The sequence below is a fragment of the uncultured Polaribacter sp. genome, assembly GCF_947495205.1.
Classification (GTDB): Bacteria; Bacteroidota; Bacteroidia; order Flavobacteriales; family Flavobacteriaceae; genus Polaribacter.
In genome coordinates, this window is sequence record NZ_CANLXV010000001.1 from 186,040 (window position 1) to 200,564 (window position 14,525).

Consider the following 14,525-nt stretch of genomic DNA (forward strand, 5'->3'; position numbering starts at 1 on the left):
TACATGATTCAACAATTCAACAATTACACATTAATTATATAAAAGATTTAAAAATTGTATTTCTAAGGATAAATTCAATCAACAAGAAACCTAATCCTAGTAACACAAAAATTCTAAATTTTTCTTGATAATTGTAATATTTAAACTCTTCTATTTTTGTTTTTTCAAGCTTATCAATTTCATCATAAATCTCTTGTAAAGATTCGTTGTCTGTAGCTCTAAAATATTGTCCCTCTGTTTCAGATGCTATTTCTTGTAATAACTTTTCGTCTATTTCTACTTGTTGTCTTCTAAAATTTAATTTTCCTGTTCTTGGATCTCTACTCCAAGGAAAATCTGCCATTCCATTGGTTCCAATTCCAATAGTATATACTTTAATTGCTAACTCTTTAGCTAATTCTGTTGCCGTTCTTGGATCTATATTTCCTGAATTGTTTACACCATCTGTTAGTAAAATAATTACCTTACTTTTTGCTTTACTTTCTTTTAATCTATTTACTCCAGAACCTAAGCCCATTCCAATTGCTGTACCGCCTTCTAATTGGCCCCATTTTAACTCAGAAATGGTACGTTTTACAATTCCTTTGTCACTTGTAATTGGGGTTTGCGTAAAGCTTTCTCCTGCATAAACTACAATACCAATTCTATCATTTGGCCTTCTATCTACAAAGTTTACTGCAACTTTTTTAAGTGCCTCTAAACGGTTTGGTTTTAAATCTCTTGCCAACATACTTGCAGAAACATCTATTGCCATAACAATATCTATACCTCTGTTTGATTTTGTTTTTTTACTTACAGATACGTTTCTTGGTCTTGCCAAGGCAATAATAATTGCTACAAAAGCCAACATTCTTAACACATATACAATTGGTTTTAATTTGACTACAAAAGATGTTGTTTTAAAACCTTTTACACTTGGCATGGTTAGTACAGCACTGTCTTTTTTACGCATAAAAAAGTGCCAAATTGCTAATAAAGGAATCAAAATTAGCAACCACAGAAACTCAGGACTATAAAATTCGAAATTATTCCAGTTCATCCTCTTCTTTTTCTTCTTGTATTGGTTTTGGCTTTAAATTGCCAATAATATGTTCTGCATCTTTTCTATCATCTTCAATTTCTATTGCCATTGGTTTTGATTTTGCAAATTTTACCAAATCTGCTTCTCTTAATAAACTTTTTAATTTATCTAATGTTTCTTGAGAAGTAGAAATGGTTTCTGCTTGTTTAAAATCGCGTAGCATTTCTAAAATATTATCTGTAGTGTTTTCTAAAGCAGGCACATTTAATTCTCTTTCTATGTAACCGCGTACAATTTCTGTAAGTTCAGAGTAATATTCTTTAACTTTATTATTTTGCCACAATAGTTTTTCATCCAACTCATTTAAGCGAATTATAGCTTCTTCATAAGGTGGCAAAGTTCTGTAAGTTGGCGCCTCAACTTCTTCCTTTCTTTTTCTAATTACAAACCAATAAATCCAAAAGGCAATAATGGCTAAAATTGCTAAAGCTATATAAATGTATATTTTAAAATCGTCAAAAGTATACGGTTCACTTTTAATAGTTTTTATAGGAAATTTTTTAACTTTTGTAGTATCTACAGCTACTGTAGCAACATTTACTAAAAGCGAGTCTGTTAAATACGCCTGGTTTTTTACAAATATTTGTTGTTGTGGAATGTAAAATGCTCCACTATCAAAACCTGTTAATACATATTTTTTAATTAGTTTATTTTTAAGCGTATCTGTTTTTGTAGAATCTACAATTTCTAAACCTTTTAAAATTAATTTTGGAATAATTACATTCTTGGTTTCGTCTACAGAAATCTTTAAATTAAATTGTTCTCCAATTCTAATGTTGGTGGTATCAATTTTTGCTTCAACCATTGGTTGTTGGGCAAAGGCAGTAAAGCTGAAAAAAGAAAAAAGGAAAAAGAATCCTATCTCTTTAACTCTCTTTCCAAAGGAAAGAAAGCATTTAGGCTGTGATTTTTTATCAATTTTTTGAAAAATGATATTTCTATTAATTTTTTTCAACTTTAGTATTATCTTTTTTATTTAAATAATTTTTAGTTTGATTTTAAATCTGAGTTTTTCTTCTATTTAAGAAGATTAAAACGGGCTTTTACCTTCCTTTATGCTTAAAATAACCTAATAATTTTTTTACATAATTTTCATCTACTCTTGTATTAACACTTCCTGCACCGCTTCTTTTAAACATATCTACATAATAATTATTTAAACGAAGTGCATTGGTTTTGTAACTTTTTCTTACCAATTTAGAGCTTGTATTTACTAAATTAATAGCACCAGATTCAGCATCTAACATGGGTACTACACCTAAATTAGGAATTTCTTGATCGTGTTTATCGTAAATTCTAATACCTGTTAAATCGTGTTTTTTGGCAGCTATTTTTAATGTTTTCTCATAATCATCATCCATAAAATCAGACAACATAAAAACAATGGCTCTTTTTTTTAGTACACTAGATAAAAACTTTAATGCTTCAGAAATATTTGTTTTTTTACTTTTTGGTTTAAATTCTATTAATTCTCTAATAATGCGTAATACATGGCTTTTCCCTTTTTTTGGTGGGATAAAAAGCTCAATATCATCAGAAAAGAGAATTAACCCAACTTTATCGTTATTTTGAGTTGCAGAAAAAGCTAATGTTGCCGCAATTTCTGTAACCGTATCTTTTTTAAATTGATTGCTTGTACCAAATAATTCAGAACCAGAAACGTCTACCAAAAGCATCATGGTTAATTCGCGTTCTTCTTCAAAAACTTTTATATAAGGCTCATTATAACGCGCAGTAACATTCCAATCTATGGCTCTAACATCGTCTCCAAATTGGTATTGGCGTACTTCAGAAAAAGTCATACCACGTCCTTTAAATGACGAGTGATATTCGCCACCAAAAATATGATCAGACAAACGGCGTGTCTTAATCTCTATTTTTCGAACTTTTTTTAGTATTTCTTTTGTATCCATTTTGTAAGTATGCAGTCTCCAATTTGCAGTATTCAGTCAGTATTTTGTAACTAAGGTATTCAGTAAATCAGATTCGAGTAAGCAACTGAGAACTGATTTTACTACCAACTCTTTTCTAAGGCACTTCTACTTCATTAATAATAGCGTTTATAATATCTACAGAGGTTACGTTTTCTGCTTCAGCTTCATAAGTAATACCAATTCTATGACGTAAAACATCTGTTACAACTGCTCTTACATCTTCTGGAATTACATAACCTCTTCTTTTAATAAAGGCGTAACATTTTGCTGCTTTTGCTAAATTGATACTACCACGAGGAGAGGCTCCAAAACTAATTAAATCTTTAAGCTTTGCTAGGTTGTATTTTTCTGGATAACGCGTTGCAAAAATAATATCTAAAATGTATTTTTCTATTTTTTCATCCATATACACCTCACTAGCAACTTGCCTTGCTTTTATAATTTGGTCTACAGAAATAACTGGATTTACAGTTGCAAAACCACCGGTTAAATTCTGACGCATAATTACTTGTTCATCTTGTAAACGTGGGTAATCTATAACTACTTTTAGCATAAAACGGTCTACTTGCGCCTCTGGTAAAGGATAAGTACCTTCTTGTTCTACAGGGTTTTGTGTTGCCATTACTAAAAAAGGTTCGTCTAATTTAAAGGTTTCATCTCCAATAGTAATTTGGCGTTCTTGCATGGCTTCTAACAATGCAGATTGTACTTTTGCAGGTGCTCTGTTAATCTCATCTGCTAATACAAAATTTGCAAAAATAGGTCCTTTTTTAATCTCGAAGTTGTTTTGTTTCATGTTATAAATCATGGTACCAACAACATCTGCAGGTAATAAATCTGGCGTAAATTGTACTCTACTAAAACTAGCTTGTACTGCTTTAGACAAAGTGTTAATAGCTAATGTTTTTGCTAAACCAGGTACACCTTCTAATAAAATATGTCCGTTTCCTAACAAACCAATTAACAGACTTTCTATCATTTGCTTTTGCCCAACAATAACCTTATTCATTTCTAAGGTTAAAATATCTATAAACGCGCTTTCTCTCTCGATTTTTTCGTTTATTGCTCTTACATCTACATCCATTATATATTGTATTAGATTTATTTTCGATTGGAAACAAATCTACAATTTTAACATACTGCAGTTTGTTAAAAGTTGGTTAAAGATTTTGTAAGTTTTTATTGATTTTAAAGGGAATTCTTATCGAATTTTAACAAATTGATACCATTATTGTTAAACTCTAAATAAGTAAAATAAGTAATCCAATCGCCTAGGTTTATATAGGTAGCATTTTCTTGTAATTTTATTTCTAAAGGCAAGTGTCTGTGACCAAAAACAAAATAATCTGAGTGATTTTGAGTGAGTTTCATTTTACAATACTGTACCAACCATTCGTTTTCTTCGCCTAAAAATTTTGCATCTTCATCTCCAGAAATAAGTTTATTTTTTACAGACATGTACTGCCCCAATTTTACGCCTAAATCTGGGTGAAACCAGCGAAACATCCACTTGAAAAGTGGAAATGTAAACACTTTTTTCATGCGTTTGTAGCCTTTGTCTCCAGGACCTAAACCATCTCCATGACCAATAAAAAACTTTTTATTGTTGATTAGAAATTGTTGTGGTTTATGATAAACAGGAATGTTGAGTTCTTTTTCGAAATAATCAGTCATCCATAAATCATGATTTCCTACAAAAAAATAAATAGGAATTCCGCTATCTTTTATTTCTGCTAATTTTCCTAAAACCCTTACAAAACCTTTTGGAACAACGGTTTTATACTCAAACCAAAAATCGAATAAATCTCCTAACAAAAAAATAGCTTCTGCGTCTTTTTTGATTTTATTTAACCATGCAACAAATTTTTGTTCTCTAGGAAAACTAGTTTCTGGTGTAGGCGCACCTAAATGTTGGTCTGATGCAAAGTAGACTTTTTTATTTTGTGAGGTAGTGATTGTAATCAAAGTTAAGAAATATTTTCTGGATTTTTCTGTGTAGGATACACTCTGGTAATGATAATATTTTTATCTATTATTTTATATAAAACTCTAAACTTCTTATTAATAATCATTCTTCGAGAAGAGGAATCAAATTCATCAATTTGCCATTGTTCAGAAAAAATGGTTTCTTCAACTTTTAAAATAATATCAATAATTTTTTGAGTAGATTTTTCTGGTGATACGCTAGTATAATATTCTTCAATATCATCTAAATCATTTTCTGAATCTGAAGACCAAATAATAGTATCGAAATTTTTATTCATACTAAATTAAGCTTTCTTTTGGTATTTTTCTAAAATTTGTTTTTGAGTTTTAAAATTTCCATTTCTAAAAGATTCTATAGCTTGTTCGTTATTTTTTATATACGTTTCTCTAGAAATTGGTGTACCTTTTATTGAATACGCAACAATATCTTTTTCAGATAAAGAATTAGATTTCTTTTTATTGTAATATATTAATTGTTCTTCGGAAACATTGTTTTCTTTTACTTTTTCTAGGTAAGAAAGAACCTTTTTTAAGATTGAAGCATCTTGAATAGTATTAATTTCTTCTACTATTTTGTTTTTTATATTTAAAATGCTCATGGTTTTCTAATTTGTTACTAAGATACAATTTTATAAGCTATTCTTTCTTAGTTTCCAACTCCAAGACTTTCTGCAACATTTTATCTTCTTGATGCATAATTCTATAAAAACCAACATCGCCAAAAAGGGTATTTGCAATAGAAGCTTTTAGATAACGTTGTATACTTTTTTTAATTTTAAAAGAAGGTTTAACTCTATCTTTTATACTTGATAAATAGCTGTCGAATATTTTTTCATCAGCATCAAAATCATCAACAAAACTAGCAACAGACCATTTTTCTAAAGCTGCACGATTGTTGTCTACATAATCAAACGCAAAATCATTAATGGTATTAAAGTAGAAGTTTGGCATGTAAGCAGTAGTATCTATTGCCACAAAAACATCTGGCACAATACCACCACCACCATAAACAATTTTACCTTTTGGTGTTTTAAATTGAAGAGAATCTACTACTTTAATACTGTCTTTACTTAACAACTCGCCACTATTTACACGTTGTTGATAGTCTTTATAATAATTTTTATTACCATTACCAGCGTATGGTTTTTGTATAGATCTACCAGTTGGTGTGTAATATCTTGCTGTGGTTAAACGCACTGCAGAACCATCTCCCAAAGGCATTTCTATTTGCACTAAACCTTTACCAAAAGAGCGCCTACCAATAATTGTACCTTTGTCATTATCTTGTAAAGCACCTGCTAAAATTTCTGAGGCTGAGGCAGAATTTTCATCAATTAAAATATACAAACCTCCTTTTTCAAAATCTCCTTTTTGTGTGGCAAAAGATTCGTTTATTTCGCCTTTGTTATTTTTAGTAAATACAATTAATTTATCGTCTTCTAAAAACTCATCAATAATACTATTGGCTATATCTATAAAACCACCGCCATTTCCACGAAGGTCTAAAACCAAATCTGTTAGACCATTATCTATTAAATTATTTAATGAAGATTTAAATTCGGTATACGTATTTCTGGCAAAACGATCTAATTTTATATAGCCTACAGAATCGTTGATCATATATGCTAAATCTACACTTTTTATGTTTACATTTCCTCTGGTTACGTTTACATTGAAAAGCGAATCGTTACTTTTTCTATAAATTTGTAGGTTTACAGCTGTATTTGGTTTTCCTTTTAAATATTTGGGCACATTACTGGTAAACATTTTTTTACCAAAAAGAGTGTCTTTATCTGCCATTAAAATGCGGTCTCCAGCTTTTATTCCTGCTTTTATACTTGGGCCGCCTTTTATAGGTTGAATTACGGTTACAGAATCTAAAATCATACGAAATTGTACACCAATACCCACAAATTTACCTTGCATACTTTCTTGCACTGCTTGTAAGTTTTCTTTTGGTATGTATACAGAATGTGGATCTAAATCTCCTAACATTTTTGTAATGGCACCGTCTAAAAGCGAGTCTGTAGAAACCTGGTCTACATAATCTCTTTCTATAAAATTAATAAGTTTTCTAATTTTTTTTTCTTGCACAGAACCTCCAGAAAAAGACAACATGTTATTAGAGCTTCTGCCAAAAGACATACCAATTAAAATACCAAATACAACGGCTATAGAAAGATAAAATGGTAGGTTTTTCTTATTCATAAGGTAAATGTGTAACTGCTACGTTTGCTTTTTTTAAAAAATCTATTCCAGAAAGGTCTTTGTAGGCGTTTGCGTACACTACTCTTTTTATACCTGCTTGGTGTATTAATTTACTGCATTGTGTGCAAGGAGAAAGTGTAATGTATAAAGTTGCATTTTTAGCAGATTGTGTAGAGCTTGCTACTTTTAAAATTGCGTTGGCCTCTGCATGTAAAACTTCCCATTTTGTAACTCCTTCTTTATCTTCACAACAATTATCAAAACCTGTTGGTGTGCCATTAAAACCATCAGAAATAATCATTCTATCTTTTACAATTAAAGCACCTACTTGCTTGCGTTTGCAATGGGATAATTTACCCCATTCTAACGCCATTCTTAAATAGGCTTTATCATATTTTAACTGCTTCTTTTCCGTCATAAAAACAAAATTAACAAGATTACTAAAATTGTAACGTTAATAAATAGACAAAATTCTTATTTAGAAATTGTCTTAATTTAGGCAAAGCATATGGTTTACCAAAAAACTCTGTCTAACATCATTTGTATGGCAAAACCAATAACTATAGCTGATGTTACCAAAACCCAATCTCTACGGGTAACTCTAAAAAAGTTTTGCAAAAGTGTACCTATGATAAGAATTCCTAATACAATTATTATTTGTGCAGCTTCTATACCTAAAGCAAATTCTAATAAAGGTACTAGTTTATCATCTTCCTTACCAATCATCATTTTAAAATAATTAGAAAAACCTAAACCGTGTATCAATCCAAAAAATAATGCAAAAACTAAGTTTGTATTTTCTTTACCTGTTGCTGATTTTTTAGCTGTAAAAACATTTATTATTCCCGTAACAAATATGGTTACTGGTATTAAAAATTCAATTAAATTCATTTTAATATTTACAATACCATAGGCAGCTAAAGCTAAGGTTATAGAATGCCCAATTGTAAATAAAGTAACCAACCAAAATACTTTTTTAAATTGATTGAAACTAAAAACAACTGCTAAAACTATTAAGAACAAAATGTGGTCGTATGCAGAAAAATCTAACACATGATTTAAACCCATTTTAAAATATAAAATAAAATCTTCCATTTTTTATTTTGATTTAGAGGAAAACCAAAGATATTAAAAACTTAAAAAATAGAATTATTTTTACAGAGAGATATTTAGGTTGTAAAGTTTAGTTGTATTTTACTTTTCTCATAATTCGTAAAGTTTCTTTAAACTTTACATAAATGGTTTTATTTGCTAAATTTTTAATATAATTTTTTGTTTTTTTAAGTTGCTCTTCTGCTTCTAAAAAACCATGTAAATAAGAAATTAAATAATTGGTGGGTAACTTTAAAACATCTTCTTTTTCTGTTTTAGAAAGTGCCTTATTTTCTACTATTTTATCGACTAAAAAATTAGAAGTGTTGTAAATATGTACCATTATTTCATTATTAAAAACAGGAGATTTAAAAAGAAATTCTTTTACAATTGCATATTTCCCATTGTTTTTAAAGTTGATAATTGTTTTCTCTAAAGGATATTGTTTTTCCTGGTTTTCTAAACCTAAAAAAATAAATTCAGTAATAATAAAAGAGTTGGTATTGTAGGCAATTTTTACATCGTCTAAAGCAGAAAAAAAGAGTTGCACTTGCTCGTTTATCAACTCAATATCTACTCTAGAAAAAAATTCTGAATTATTTATAAGCTTCTTTTTTCCTGCCCAACACAACACAAACTGCTCATGAAACACTTTGTATTGTGGGTGATGTTCTGGTTTGTGATTATTTACAAAATCGAAAACTCCATTTAAAGTTAATTCTATATTATTACTCGCGTTTTTTATAATAGCATCAACTGGTATTTTATTGGTGTTTTTTAGTTGAAAATTATCTCCTAAAAAAGGCATGGAATTGCTACCTCTTCTATAAAAAATAGTGTCTTTTTTATATTTCCAAACGTTTTTTAAAAGTGAGGTAACTTTGTTGTTTGGATAAATAGTAACCAAACCAATTACTTTATTTCTTGGTAAACGTGGAAAACTTACATTTTCATATTCAATTTTTGGAGGATTGTATAAATACGCATTTACCAAATTCTGAATTTTAGAATCATCAAAAAAATCGACACCAATTATTTTGTTTTCTTCATCTTCTACTCCAATAATTATATAAGCATTGTTTTCTGAGTTAGAATTAGAGAGTGCACAAATGTGTTTTAAAAACTTAGCTTTACCATCTTTAGCACCAAAGAATAATTTTTGCTTTTTATCATAAAAACTATTCTCATTGGTATGAGAAAGTAAGTTTTTAATTAAAAGGCGTTTGTTAATCATTTAGAATTTCTATTTATGCTTTATTTAAAATAGTAGCACTTGCTTGCGCTGTTGGGTATACTACCAAATCTTCTATATTTACATGATAAGGTCTGGTAATTACAAAATAAATAATATCTGCAATATCATTTGCCTGTAAGGCTTTATAACCTGTATATACTTGTTTTGCTTTTGCTGTATCGCCTTTAAAACGTACATCAGAAAACTCGGTTTCTACAGCACCAGGATGTATACCAGCAACACGAATGTTGTGTTTGTTTAAATCTAATCGCATTGCTTTATTTAATGCGTTTACGGCGTGTTTAGAAGCGCAATATACATTGCCATTTGGGTACACTTCTTTACCTGCAATAGAGCCAATATTTACAATAAAACCACTTTTTCTAGCCGTCATTTGCGGAATAATTGCTTTAGAAACGTACAACAATCCTTTTACATTAATGTCTAGCATGGCATCCCAATCATCTATAGCTCCATCTTGTATGGCAGATAAACCGTGGGCGTTACCCGCATTGTTTATTAATACATCTATCTGTTTAAAATTTTCTGGAATAGATTTTATTGCTTTTTCTACTTCGTCTCTTTTAGAAACATCAAATTGTAATGTAGTTACTTCTGTAAATTTACCAAGTTGCTTTTTTAACTCTTGTAAACGCTCTGCTCTTCTTCCGCATAGAATTAAACGAATGTTATTTTTTGCAAAAATTTCTGCAGTTGCTTTACCAATGCCAGAAGTTGCGCCTGTTATAAATGCTGTAAGTTTCATTGTTTTGTGTTTTTTCTTTTTAAGAATGAAGAAATTTGGTTTTTAAATTCAATTTTAAATGCATTCTATAAAAATAGAAAAACTCTTTTTTATGACGTAGTTTAAAATACTTTCTTTTTAAATTTAGGCAAAGAAAAAACCGTCCTCCTCAGGACGGTTTCCCTTTTAATTGATTACCAAGCGGTAATCAACCAAAAATCAACTAACCAAACTTTATTTTTAAAATCTTTTACTTTTCATTCTTCTTTCTACTTTAGTACGTTTTCTATTTGAATTCCTTACAATGTCTTTAGAAGTTTTCTTTATTTTTTCTCCTTTTAACAATTCTATAAAACCTCTACCTTCAAATTGGTAAGTAGTTTTAGAATTTACATTGTACAAACGTATTGTTCCATCATTTACAACGCTCAATTCAAATTCTTCTATATCTCCACCATCATAATTTAATGTTAAGATTTTTAAATCTTCGTAATCTCTAACGTCAAACACTTCATATCCTCCTACATAATCCCAAGTCTCATAATCAACTTTCGTCCCAGCTTCTTCTTGTGAACTGTAAAACGTTGTTATATTTTTTGGTGTAAATTGCAAATAGTTTTCTGCATCAAAAGGGTTTGGTACACCACCATTTGTTGTTATTTTTTCCCAAGCTTGGTATTCTTGTAAAAAATATTCTATGTTTTCATAAAACAACTTATCATAATTAAAAGTATTTACTTGATAACCTATTAAAAAATAGGTGATGTTATTCCTATAATTATGTAAACTAATTTCATTATTAGAAATAATAGTTACTTCAAAATCATTAAAACCATCTAAATCATGGTTGGTTTCTAACACGCCATTAATTGTATTATAAGTACCTACATCTATGCCTAAACCATTTCCTGTAAAACCAATATCTGCAATGTTATTGTTTGCATATAAAATTCCGTTTAAAAACGATAAGGTAAACGCTTTAGACGCAAATGGTATATCTCTATTACCAATGGTTCTATGGTAATCTACATACCATAAATCATAATCGGAAATTACCTCTTCTAGTGTAATTACATTTTCTCTAAAATCGTCTCTAAAAGATGTACAAGAAGTAATAATTGTACTTGTAATAATAATGGCAAAAAGTAGTTTTAAAGATTTCATAAGCTGTAATTTTAAGGTTACAATTACTAATACCCAAAATGTGTGCCAAAAAAATAAACCACTCTATTTAGAGTGGTTTACGTATTGAAAATAAGTGTTTTAACTACTTTTTATTTGCAGAAGGAAAAAATACAGGCTGCTCTTTTTTAATATTTTCTATCTTATAAAAAACAGTTTTACTTCCTTTTTTAAAACTTATAACGGCTTCAGAATCTTTTAAATCAAATGGATATTTGTTAATTATTGGTGGTGTGTTTTGCAATTCTTTAGTTGGGTCTGCATCTAAAATTAAATCTTTTTTTATAGTTTTATGTTTCGCAAAATAGCCTAATATATTTGTTTGTTTCTCTTTTTGTTGTAGGGTTACTTTGGTTTTTTTCTTCTGAAAGTAAAGCGAATCAAACTGAATATTTTCCGCGTTTTTTAAATGGAGTTCTAATTTTACACCGCCAACTCCGGCTTGCCCACCAGACCAATTGTTATAAAACGCTTTTTTTACTGTAAAAGGTGCTTTTTCTACAAATTTTGCTGTACTGCATTGTGTTAATCCAAATAATAAGGTTAGGATAGATAAAATTTTCATTGTTTTCATCGTTTTATATTTTGAAGAATCTTTTTTCAAGATTTATGCCAAGATAAAATAAAATCTACTCTTTTGAAGTAGATTTTATCTTTTTCACAACAAATTCTCCCTATTTATTTCCTCCCAAAAGCAATAACTCATTTGCCATAATTTCTGTTAAGTACCTTTTTTCGCCTGTTTTAGTTTCGTAAGAACGGTTGGTTAGTTTGCCTTCTATAGCAATTTCTTGTCCTTTATTTACATAGTTTTCTACTACGTTTACTAAGCCTCCTTTAATAACAATATTGTGCCAATATGCACGCTCTACTTTGTTACCTGCTTTATCCTTATAACTATCATCTGTAGCCATAGAAAATTTTGCCATTTTGTTACCATCTTTAAAGGTAATAATTTCTGGCTCTTGCCCCAATCTACCAATTAACTGTACTGTGTTTCTTAACGTATTCATAAGATAAGTTTTGTGCATTTTTTGTTTTTAAATGCCGATTTATAAAAAATTAATTTGTCTAAGCCTTTAATCTTGTTCCGTACTTTAGACACTGCAAAGTTGCGACACAACCCAAATTTTATTCGGTTGTAAAGCAATTACTTTCGGTTGTAATTATTTGTAAACGTTTGTAAACGGATATTTTTACTATATTTACCACTGAAAATAACAAACTACATATGAATTCATACAGAAACGAACAATGGAAGCTATTTGAAAAAGAAAACTACAATGTTGATAAAGAAAAAATTTACATATCTAATTATGGTAGGGTAAAAAAAGAAATAGAAGAACACCAGTACAAACAAGTGAGCATAAGTAAAATAAATAATTTTGAAACCTTTACTTATCCTAAAATAGATAGCAAAAAGCGAGCTAACGCTTATGTGCATAAGGTTGTAGGGTTGTTGTTTTTAGAAAAAGAAGAACATCACAAATTCGTAATTCATAAAAACCATGATTTGAATGACAATTATGTTAAAAATTTAAAATGGGTAGATAGAAAGGAGTTGTCTCAACACCAAATTACCAACCCTAAAAGAATTGCAAAATTTGGCATAAAACCTGGCGCAAAACTTACGGAATCTAAGGTAAAGATAATCAAGAAAAAACTCTTAGACCCTAATAGAAGAACTAGATTAAGAATAATTGCAAGTCAGTTTGGTATTACTACCCAACAGTTAAGAAGAATAAAATCTGGAGAAAACTGGAAAGAAGTAAAGGTTTAATAATATTTACCCCCGGCTATGGAAAATAAAAAATGCTTAGAATGCAATGAAACTGTAAAAGGTAGAGTTGATAAAAAATTTTGTAGCGATTATTGCAGAAATGCTTATAACAATCGTGTAAATAAAGACAGTAAAAATCTAATAAGAAACATAAATAACCGACTTAGAAAAAATTATAAAATTTTAACTGAAATAAATACCTCTGGTAAAACTAAAGTTACCAGAACAAAGTTGTATGATAAAGGTTTCGATTTTAATTTTTTTACATCGATATACAACACAAAAACGGGCAACACCTATTTTTATTTGTATGACCAAGGTTATTTGGCATTAGAAAACGAAACTTTTTTATTAATTAGAAAAGAACTTTAATTTACACATACATGAACAGTACCACCCTAATAATTTTATTGGCTTTGGTAGGCTTTAGTATTGTTTTTTTGGCATACTATTTTAATAATAAACAAAGTATTATAAGAACACTTAAAAAATTACCCAATAAGCCTATAAGTGGTCTAAAAACCAATCAATTTACAAAAGTAACGGGTAAAGCTAAAAATTTAGAGGAGCCTTTAATAGCACCTTACAGTAAAAGAAAATGTGTTTTCTATAAAATAAAAATAGAACAAAAGAAAAGGTCTGGAAAAAATAAATATTGGAGCACAATTGTTAATGAAGAAAAAATTCAAGATTTTTTTATTGAAAAAAACGGAGATTATGTTATGGTAAAGCCAAAACAAAATCCTAAAAATTACAAAAGTTATTTAGTAGCAGATAAAAAAACAAGTTCGGGTATTTTTAATGAACCCACACCAGAATTTTTAACGGTTTTAGAAAAATACAATATAAAAACACAAGGTTTTTTCGGCATAAATAAACAAATACGCTATTCTGAAGGAATTATAGAAATTGGAGAAGAAATTACGGTGGCAGGTATTGGTAAATGGCAAAGCATAAAAACGCCCATAGCCAATTACTCTTATTCTAAAATTGCGGCATTAGAAAGTACAGTAGACCAAAAATTAATTATTACTGATTTGCCAAATATAAGTTCTAAAAAAAGAGTATAATTATATTGGTTTTCTATTAAAGTTTACTCATAATTATGAACCTAATTTTCTCATTAAACAATTCTCGTAGAACTCGCAAATTCTATTTCTATACTTACTTTTTTTCACACAAACTTACCTCATCAATTTATTGAGCATTTAAAAATGCTACGCTAAAAAGTAACGCTGTAATTTTAAAAAAAATGTTATGAAATTAATTCTAATAAAAATTTA

At 29.1% G+C, this 14,525-nt stretch carries 18 protein-coding genes; 3 read left to right on the forward strand and 15 right to left on the reverse strand.

Going from position 1 to position 14,525, the window contains the following annotated elements:
* Positions 1-34: 34 nt before the first annotated feature.
* The 15 genes from Q0762_RS00830 to ssb form a co-directional block, all read right to left on the reverse strand.
* Positions 35-1,039 carry a VWA domain-containing protein gene (locus Q0762_RS00830; RefSeq protein WP_298762651.1) on the reverse strand — a complete coding sequence of 335 codons (1,005 nt, stop codon included), beginning with the start codon at positions 1,037-1,039 and terminating at the stop codon, positions 35-37.
* The gene (locus Q0762_RS00835) at positions 1,026-1,886 is read right to left on the reverse strand and encodes a hypothetical protein (protein ID WP_298762657.1); all 861 of its coding nucleotides are present in this window, start codon (positions 1,884-1,886) and stop codon (positions 1,026-1,028) included. The genes Q0762_RS00830 and Q0762_RS00835 overlap by 14 nt, the downstream gene beginning before the upstream one ends.
* 238 nt (positions 1,887-2,124) lie before the next feature.
* Positions 2,125-2,994 carry a DUF58 domain-containing protein gene (locus tag Q0762_RS00840; protein WP_298762659.1) on the reverse strand — a complete coding sequence of 290 codons (870 nt, stop codon included), beginning with the start codon at positions 2,992-2,994 and terminating at the stop codon, positions 2,125-2,127.
* Between the two features lie 115 nt (positions 2,995-3,109).
* The gene (locus tag Q0762_RS00845) at positions 3,110-4,099 is read right to left on the reverse strand and encodes a MoxR family ATPase (protein ID WP_298762660.1); all 990 of its coding nucleotides are present in this window, start codon (positions 4,097-4,099) and stop codon (positions 3,110-3,112) included.
* Positions 4,100-4,203: 104 nt separating this feature from the next.
* Positions 4,204-4,980, reverse strand: a complete 777-nt coding sequence (locus tag Q0762_RS00850; protein ID WP_298762662.1) for a UDP-2,3-diacylglucosamine diphosphatase — start codon at positions 4,978-4,980, stop codon at positions 4,204-4,206.
* 2 nt (positions 4,981-4,982) lie between these two features.
* Positions 4,983-5,279 (reverse strand): type II toxin-antitoxin system RelE/ParE family toxin, encoded by a 297-nt coding sequence (locus Q0762_RS00855; RefSeq protein WP_298762665.1) that lies wholly within the window; start codon positions 5,277-5,279, stop codon positions 4,983-4,985.
* Between the two features lie 6 nt (positions 5,280-5,285).
* Positions 5,286-5,600: a hypothetical protein gene (locus tag Q0762_RS00860; protein ID WP_298762669.1), complete on the reverse strand. Its 315-nt coding sequence runs from the start codon at positions 5,598-5,600 to the stop codon at positions 5,286-5,288.
* Positions 5,601-5,637: 37 nt separating this feature from the next.
* On the reverse strand, positions 5,638-7,209 hold the full coding sequence (locus tag Q0762_RS00865; RefSeq protein ID WP_298762671.1) for a S41 family peptidase: 1,572 nt from the start codon (positions 7,207-7,209) through the stop codon (positions 5,638-5,640).
* Positions 7,202-7,627: a dCMP deaminase family protein gene (locus Q0762_RS00870; RefSeq protein ID WP_298762673.1), complete on the reverse strand. Its 426-nt coding sequence runs from the start codon at positions 7,625-7,627 to the stop codon at positions 7,202-7,204. The genes Q0762_RS00865 and Q0762_RS00870 overlap by 8 nt, the downstream gene beginning before the upstream one ends.
* Before the next feature lie 95 nt (positions 7,628-7,722).
* The gene (locus tag Q0762_RS00875) at positions 7,723-8,304 is read right to left on the reverse strand and encodes a HupE/UreJ family protein (RefSeq protein WP_298762675.1); all 582 of its coding nucleotides are present in this window, start codon (positions 8,302-8,304) and stop codon (positions 7,723-7,725) included.
* A gap of 88 nt (positions 8,305-8,392) precedes the next feature.
* Complete coding sequence (locus tag Q0762_RS00880; RefSeq protein ID WP_298762678.1) at positions 8,393-9,535, reverse strand: ATP-binding protein; 1,143 nt, start codon at positions 9,533-9,535, stop codon at positions 8,393-8,395.
* A 13-nt stretch (positions 9,536-9,548) separates the two neighbouring features.
* Positions 9,549-10,301, reverse strand: a complete 753-nt coding sequence (locus Q0762_RS00885) for an SDR family NAD(P)-dependent oxidoreductase (RefSeq protein WP_298762680.1) — start codon at positions 10,299-10,301, stop codon at positions 9,549-9,551.
* Between the two features lie 219 nt (positions 10,302-10,520).
* Positions 10,521-11,444: a hypothetical protein gene (locus tag Q0762_RS00890; protein ID WP_298762682.1), complete on the reverse strand. Its 924-nt coding sequence runs from the start codon at positions 11,442-11,444 to the stop codon at positions 10,521-10,523.
* Positions 11,445-11,547: 103 nt separating this feature from the next.
* Positions 11,548-12,027 (reverse strand): hypothetical protein, encoded by a 480-nt coding sequence (locus Q0762_RS00895; protein WP_298762684.1) that lies wholly within the window; start codon positions 12,025-12,027, stop codon positions 11,548-11,550.
* A gap of 109 nt (positions 12,028-12,136) precedes the next feature.
* Positions 12,137-12,475 (reverse strand): single-stranded DNA-binding protein, encoded by a 339-nt coding sequence (gene ssb, locus Q0762_RS00900; RefSeq protein ID WP_298762686.1) that lies wholly within the window; start codon positions 12,473-12,475, stop codon positions 12,137-12,139.
* A 218-nt stretch (positions 12,476-12,693) separates the two neighbouring features.
* On the opposite strand from ssb, the gene Q0762_RS00905 reads away from it, so the two are divergent.
* Genes Q0762_RS00905 through Q0762_RS00915 form a run of 3 tightly spaced genes read left to right on the forward strand, consistent with a single transcriptional unit; the run spans position 12,694 to position 14,312 of the window.
* Positions 12,694-13,242: an HNH endonuclease gene (locus Q0762_RS00905; RefSeq protein ID WP_298762687.1), complete on the forward strand. Its 549-nt coding sequence runs from the start codon at positions 12,694-12,696 to the stop codon at positions 13,240-13,242.
* Between the two features lie 18 nt (positions 13,243-13,260).
* On the forward strand, positions 13,261-13,614 hold the full coding sequence (locus Q0762_RS00910; RefSeq protein WP_298762689.1) for a hypothetical protein: 354 nt from the start codon (positions 13,261-13,263) through the stop codon (positions 13,612-13,614).
* An 11-nt stretch (positions 13,615-13,625) separates the two neighbouring features.
* Entirely contained in the window at positions 13,626-14,312 is a 687-nt protein-coding gene (locus Q0762_RS00915; RefSeq protein WP_298762692.1) for a hypothetical protein, read from the forward strand.
* The last annotated feature ends 213 nt before the right edge of the window (positions 14,313-14,525 follow it).

Excerpts from the sequence above, each read along its gene's own strand:
- Q0762_RS00885 (WP_298762680.1), bottom strand. The coding sequence starts at position 10,301 with ATGAAACTTACAGCATTTATAACAGGCGCAACTTCTGGCATTGGTAAA.
- Q0762_RS00905 (WP_298762687.1), top strand. The coding sequence starts at position 12,694 with ATGAATTCATACAGAAACGAACAATGGAAGCTATTTGAAAAAGAAAAC.
- Q0762_RS00830 (WP_298762651.1), bottom strand. The coding sequence starts at position 1,039 with ATGAACTGGAATAATTTCGAATTTTATAGTCCTGAGTTTCTGTGGTTG.
- ssb (WP_298762686.1), bottom strand. The coding sequence starts at position 12,475 with ATGAATACGTTAAGAAACACAGTACAGTTAATTGGTAGATTGGGGCAA.
- Q0762_RS00880 (WP_298762678.1), bottom strand. The coding sequence starts at position 9,535 with ATGATTAACAAACGCCTTTTAATTAAAAACTTACTTTCTCATACCAAT.
- Q0762_RS00915 (WP_298762692.1), top strand. The coding sequence starts at position 13,626 with ATGAACAGTACCACCCTAATAATTTTATTGGCTTTGGTAGGCTTTAGT.
- Q0762_RS00845 (WP_298762660.1), bottom strand. The coding sequence starts at position 4,099 with ATGGATGTAGATGTAAGAGCAATAAACGAAAAAATCGAGAGAGAAAGC.
- Q0762_RS00855 (WP_298762665.1), bottom strand. The coding sequence starts at position 5,279 with ATGAATAAAAATTTCGATACTATTATTTGGTCTTCAGATTCAGAAAAT.
- Q0762_RS00835 (WP_298762657.1), bottom strand. The coding sequence starts at position 1,886 with ATGGTTGAAGCAAAAATTGATACCACCAACATTAGAATTGGAGAACAA.
- Q0762_RS00890 (WP_298762682.1), bottom strand. The coding sequence starts at position 11,444 with ATGAAATCTTTAAAACTACTTTTTGCCATTATTATTACAAGTACAATT.
- Q0762_RS00860 (WP_298762669.1), bottom strand. The coding sequence starts at position 5,600 with ATGAGCATTTTAAATATAAAAAACAAAATAGTAGAAGAAATTAATACT.
- Q0762_RS00875 (WP_298762675.1), bottom strand. The coding sequence starts at position 8,304 with ATGGAAGATTTTATTTTATATTTTAAAATGGGTTTAAATCATGTGTTA.
- Q0762_RS00910 (WP_298762689.1), top strand. The coding sequence starts at position 13,261 with ATGGAAAATAAAAAATGCTTAGAATGCAATGAAACTGTAAAAGGTAGA.
- Q0762_RS00865 (WP_298762671.1), bottom strand. The coding sequence starts at position 7,209 with ATGAATAAGAAAAACCTACCATTTTATCTTTCTATAGCCGTTGTATTT.
- Q0762_RS00870 (WP_298762673.1), bottom strand. The coding sequence starts at position 7,627 with ATGACGGAAAAGAAGCAGTTAAAATATGATAAAGCCTATTTAAGAATG.
- Q0762_RS00840 (WP_298762659.1), bottom strand. The coding sequence starts at position 2,994 with ATGGATACAAAAGAAATACTAAAAAAAGTTCGAAAAATAGAGATTAAG.
- Q0762_RS00895 (WP_298762684.1), bottom strand. The coding sequence starts at position 12,027 with ATGAAAATTTTATCTATCCTAACCTTATTATTTGGATTAACACAATGC.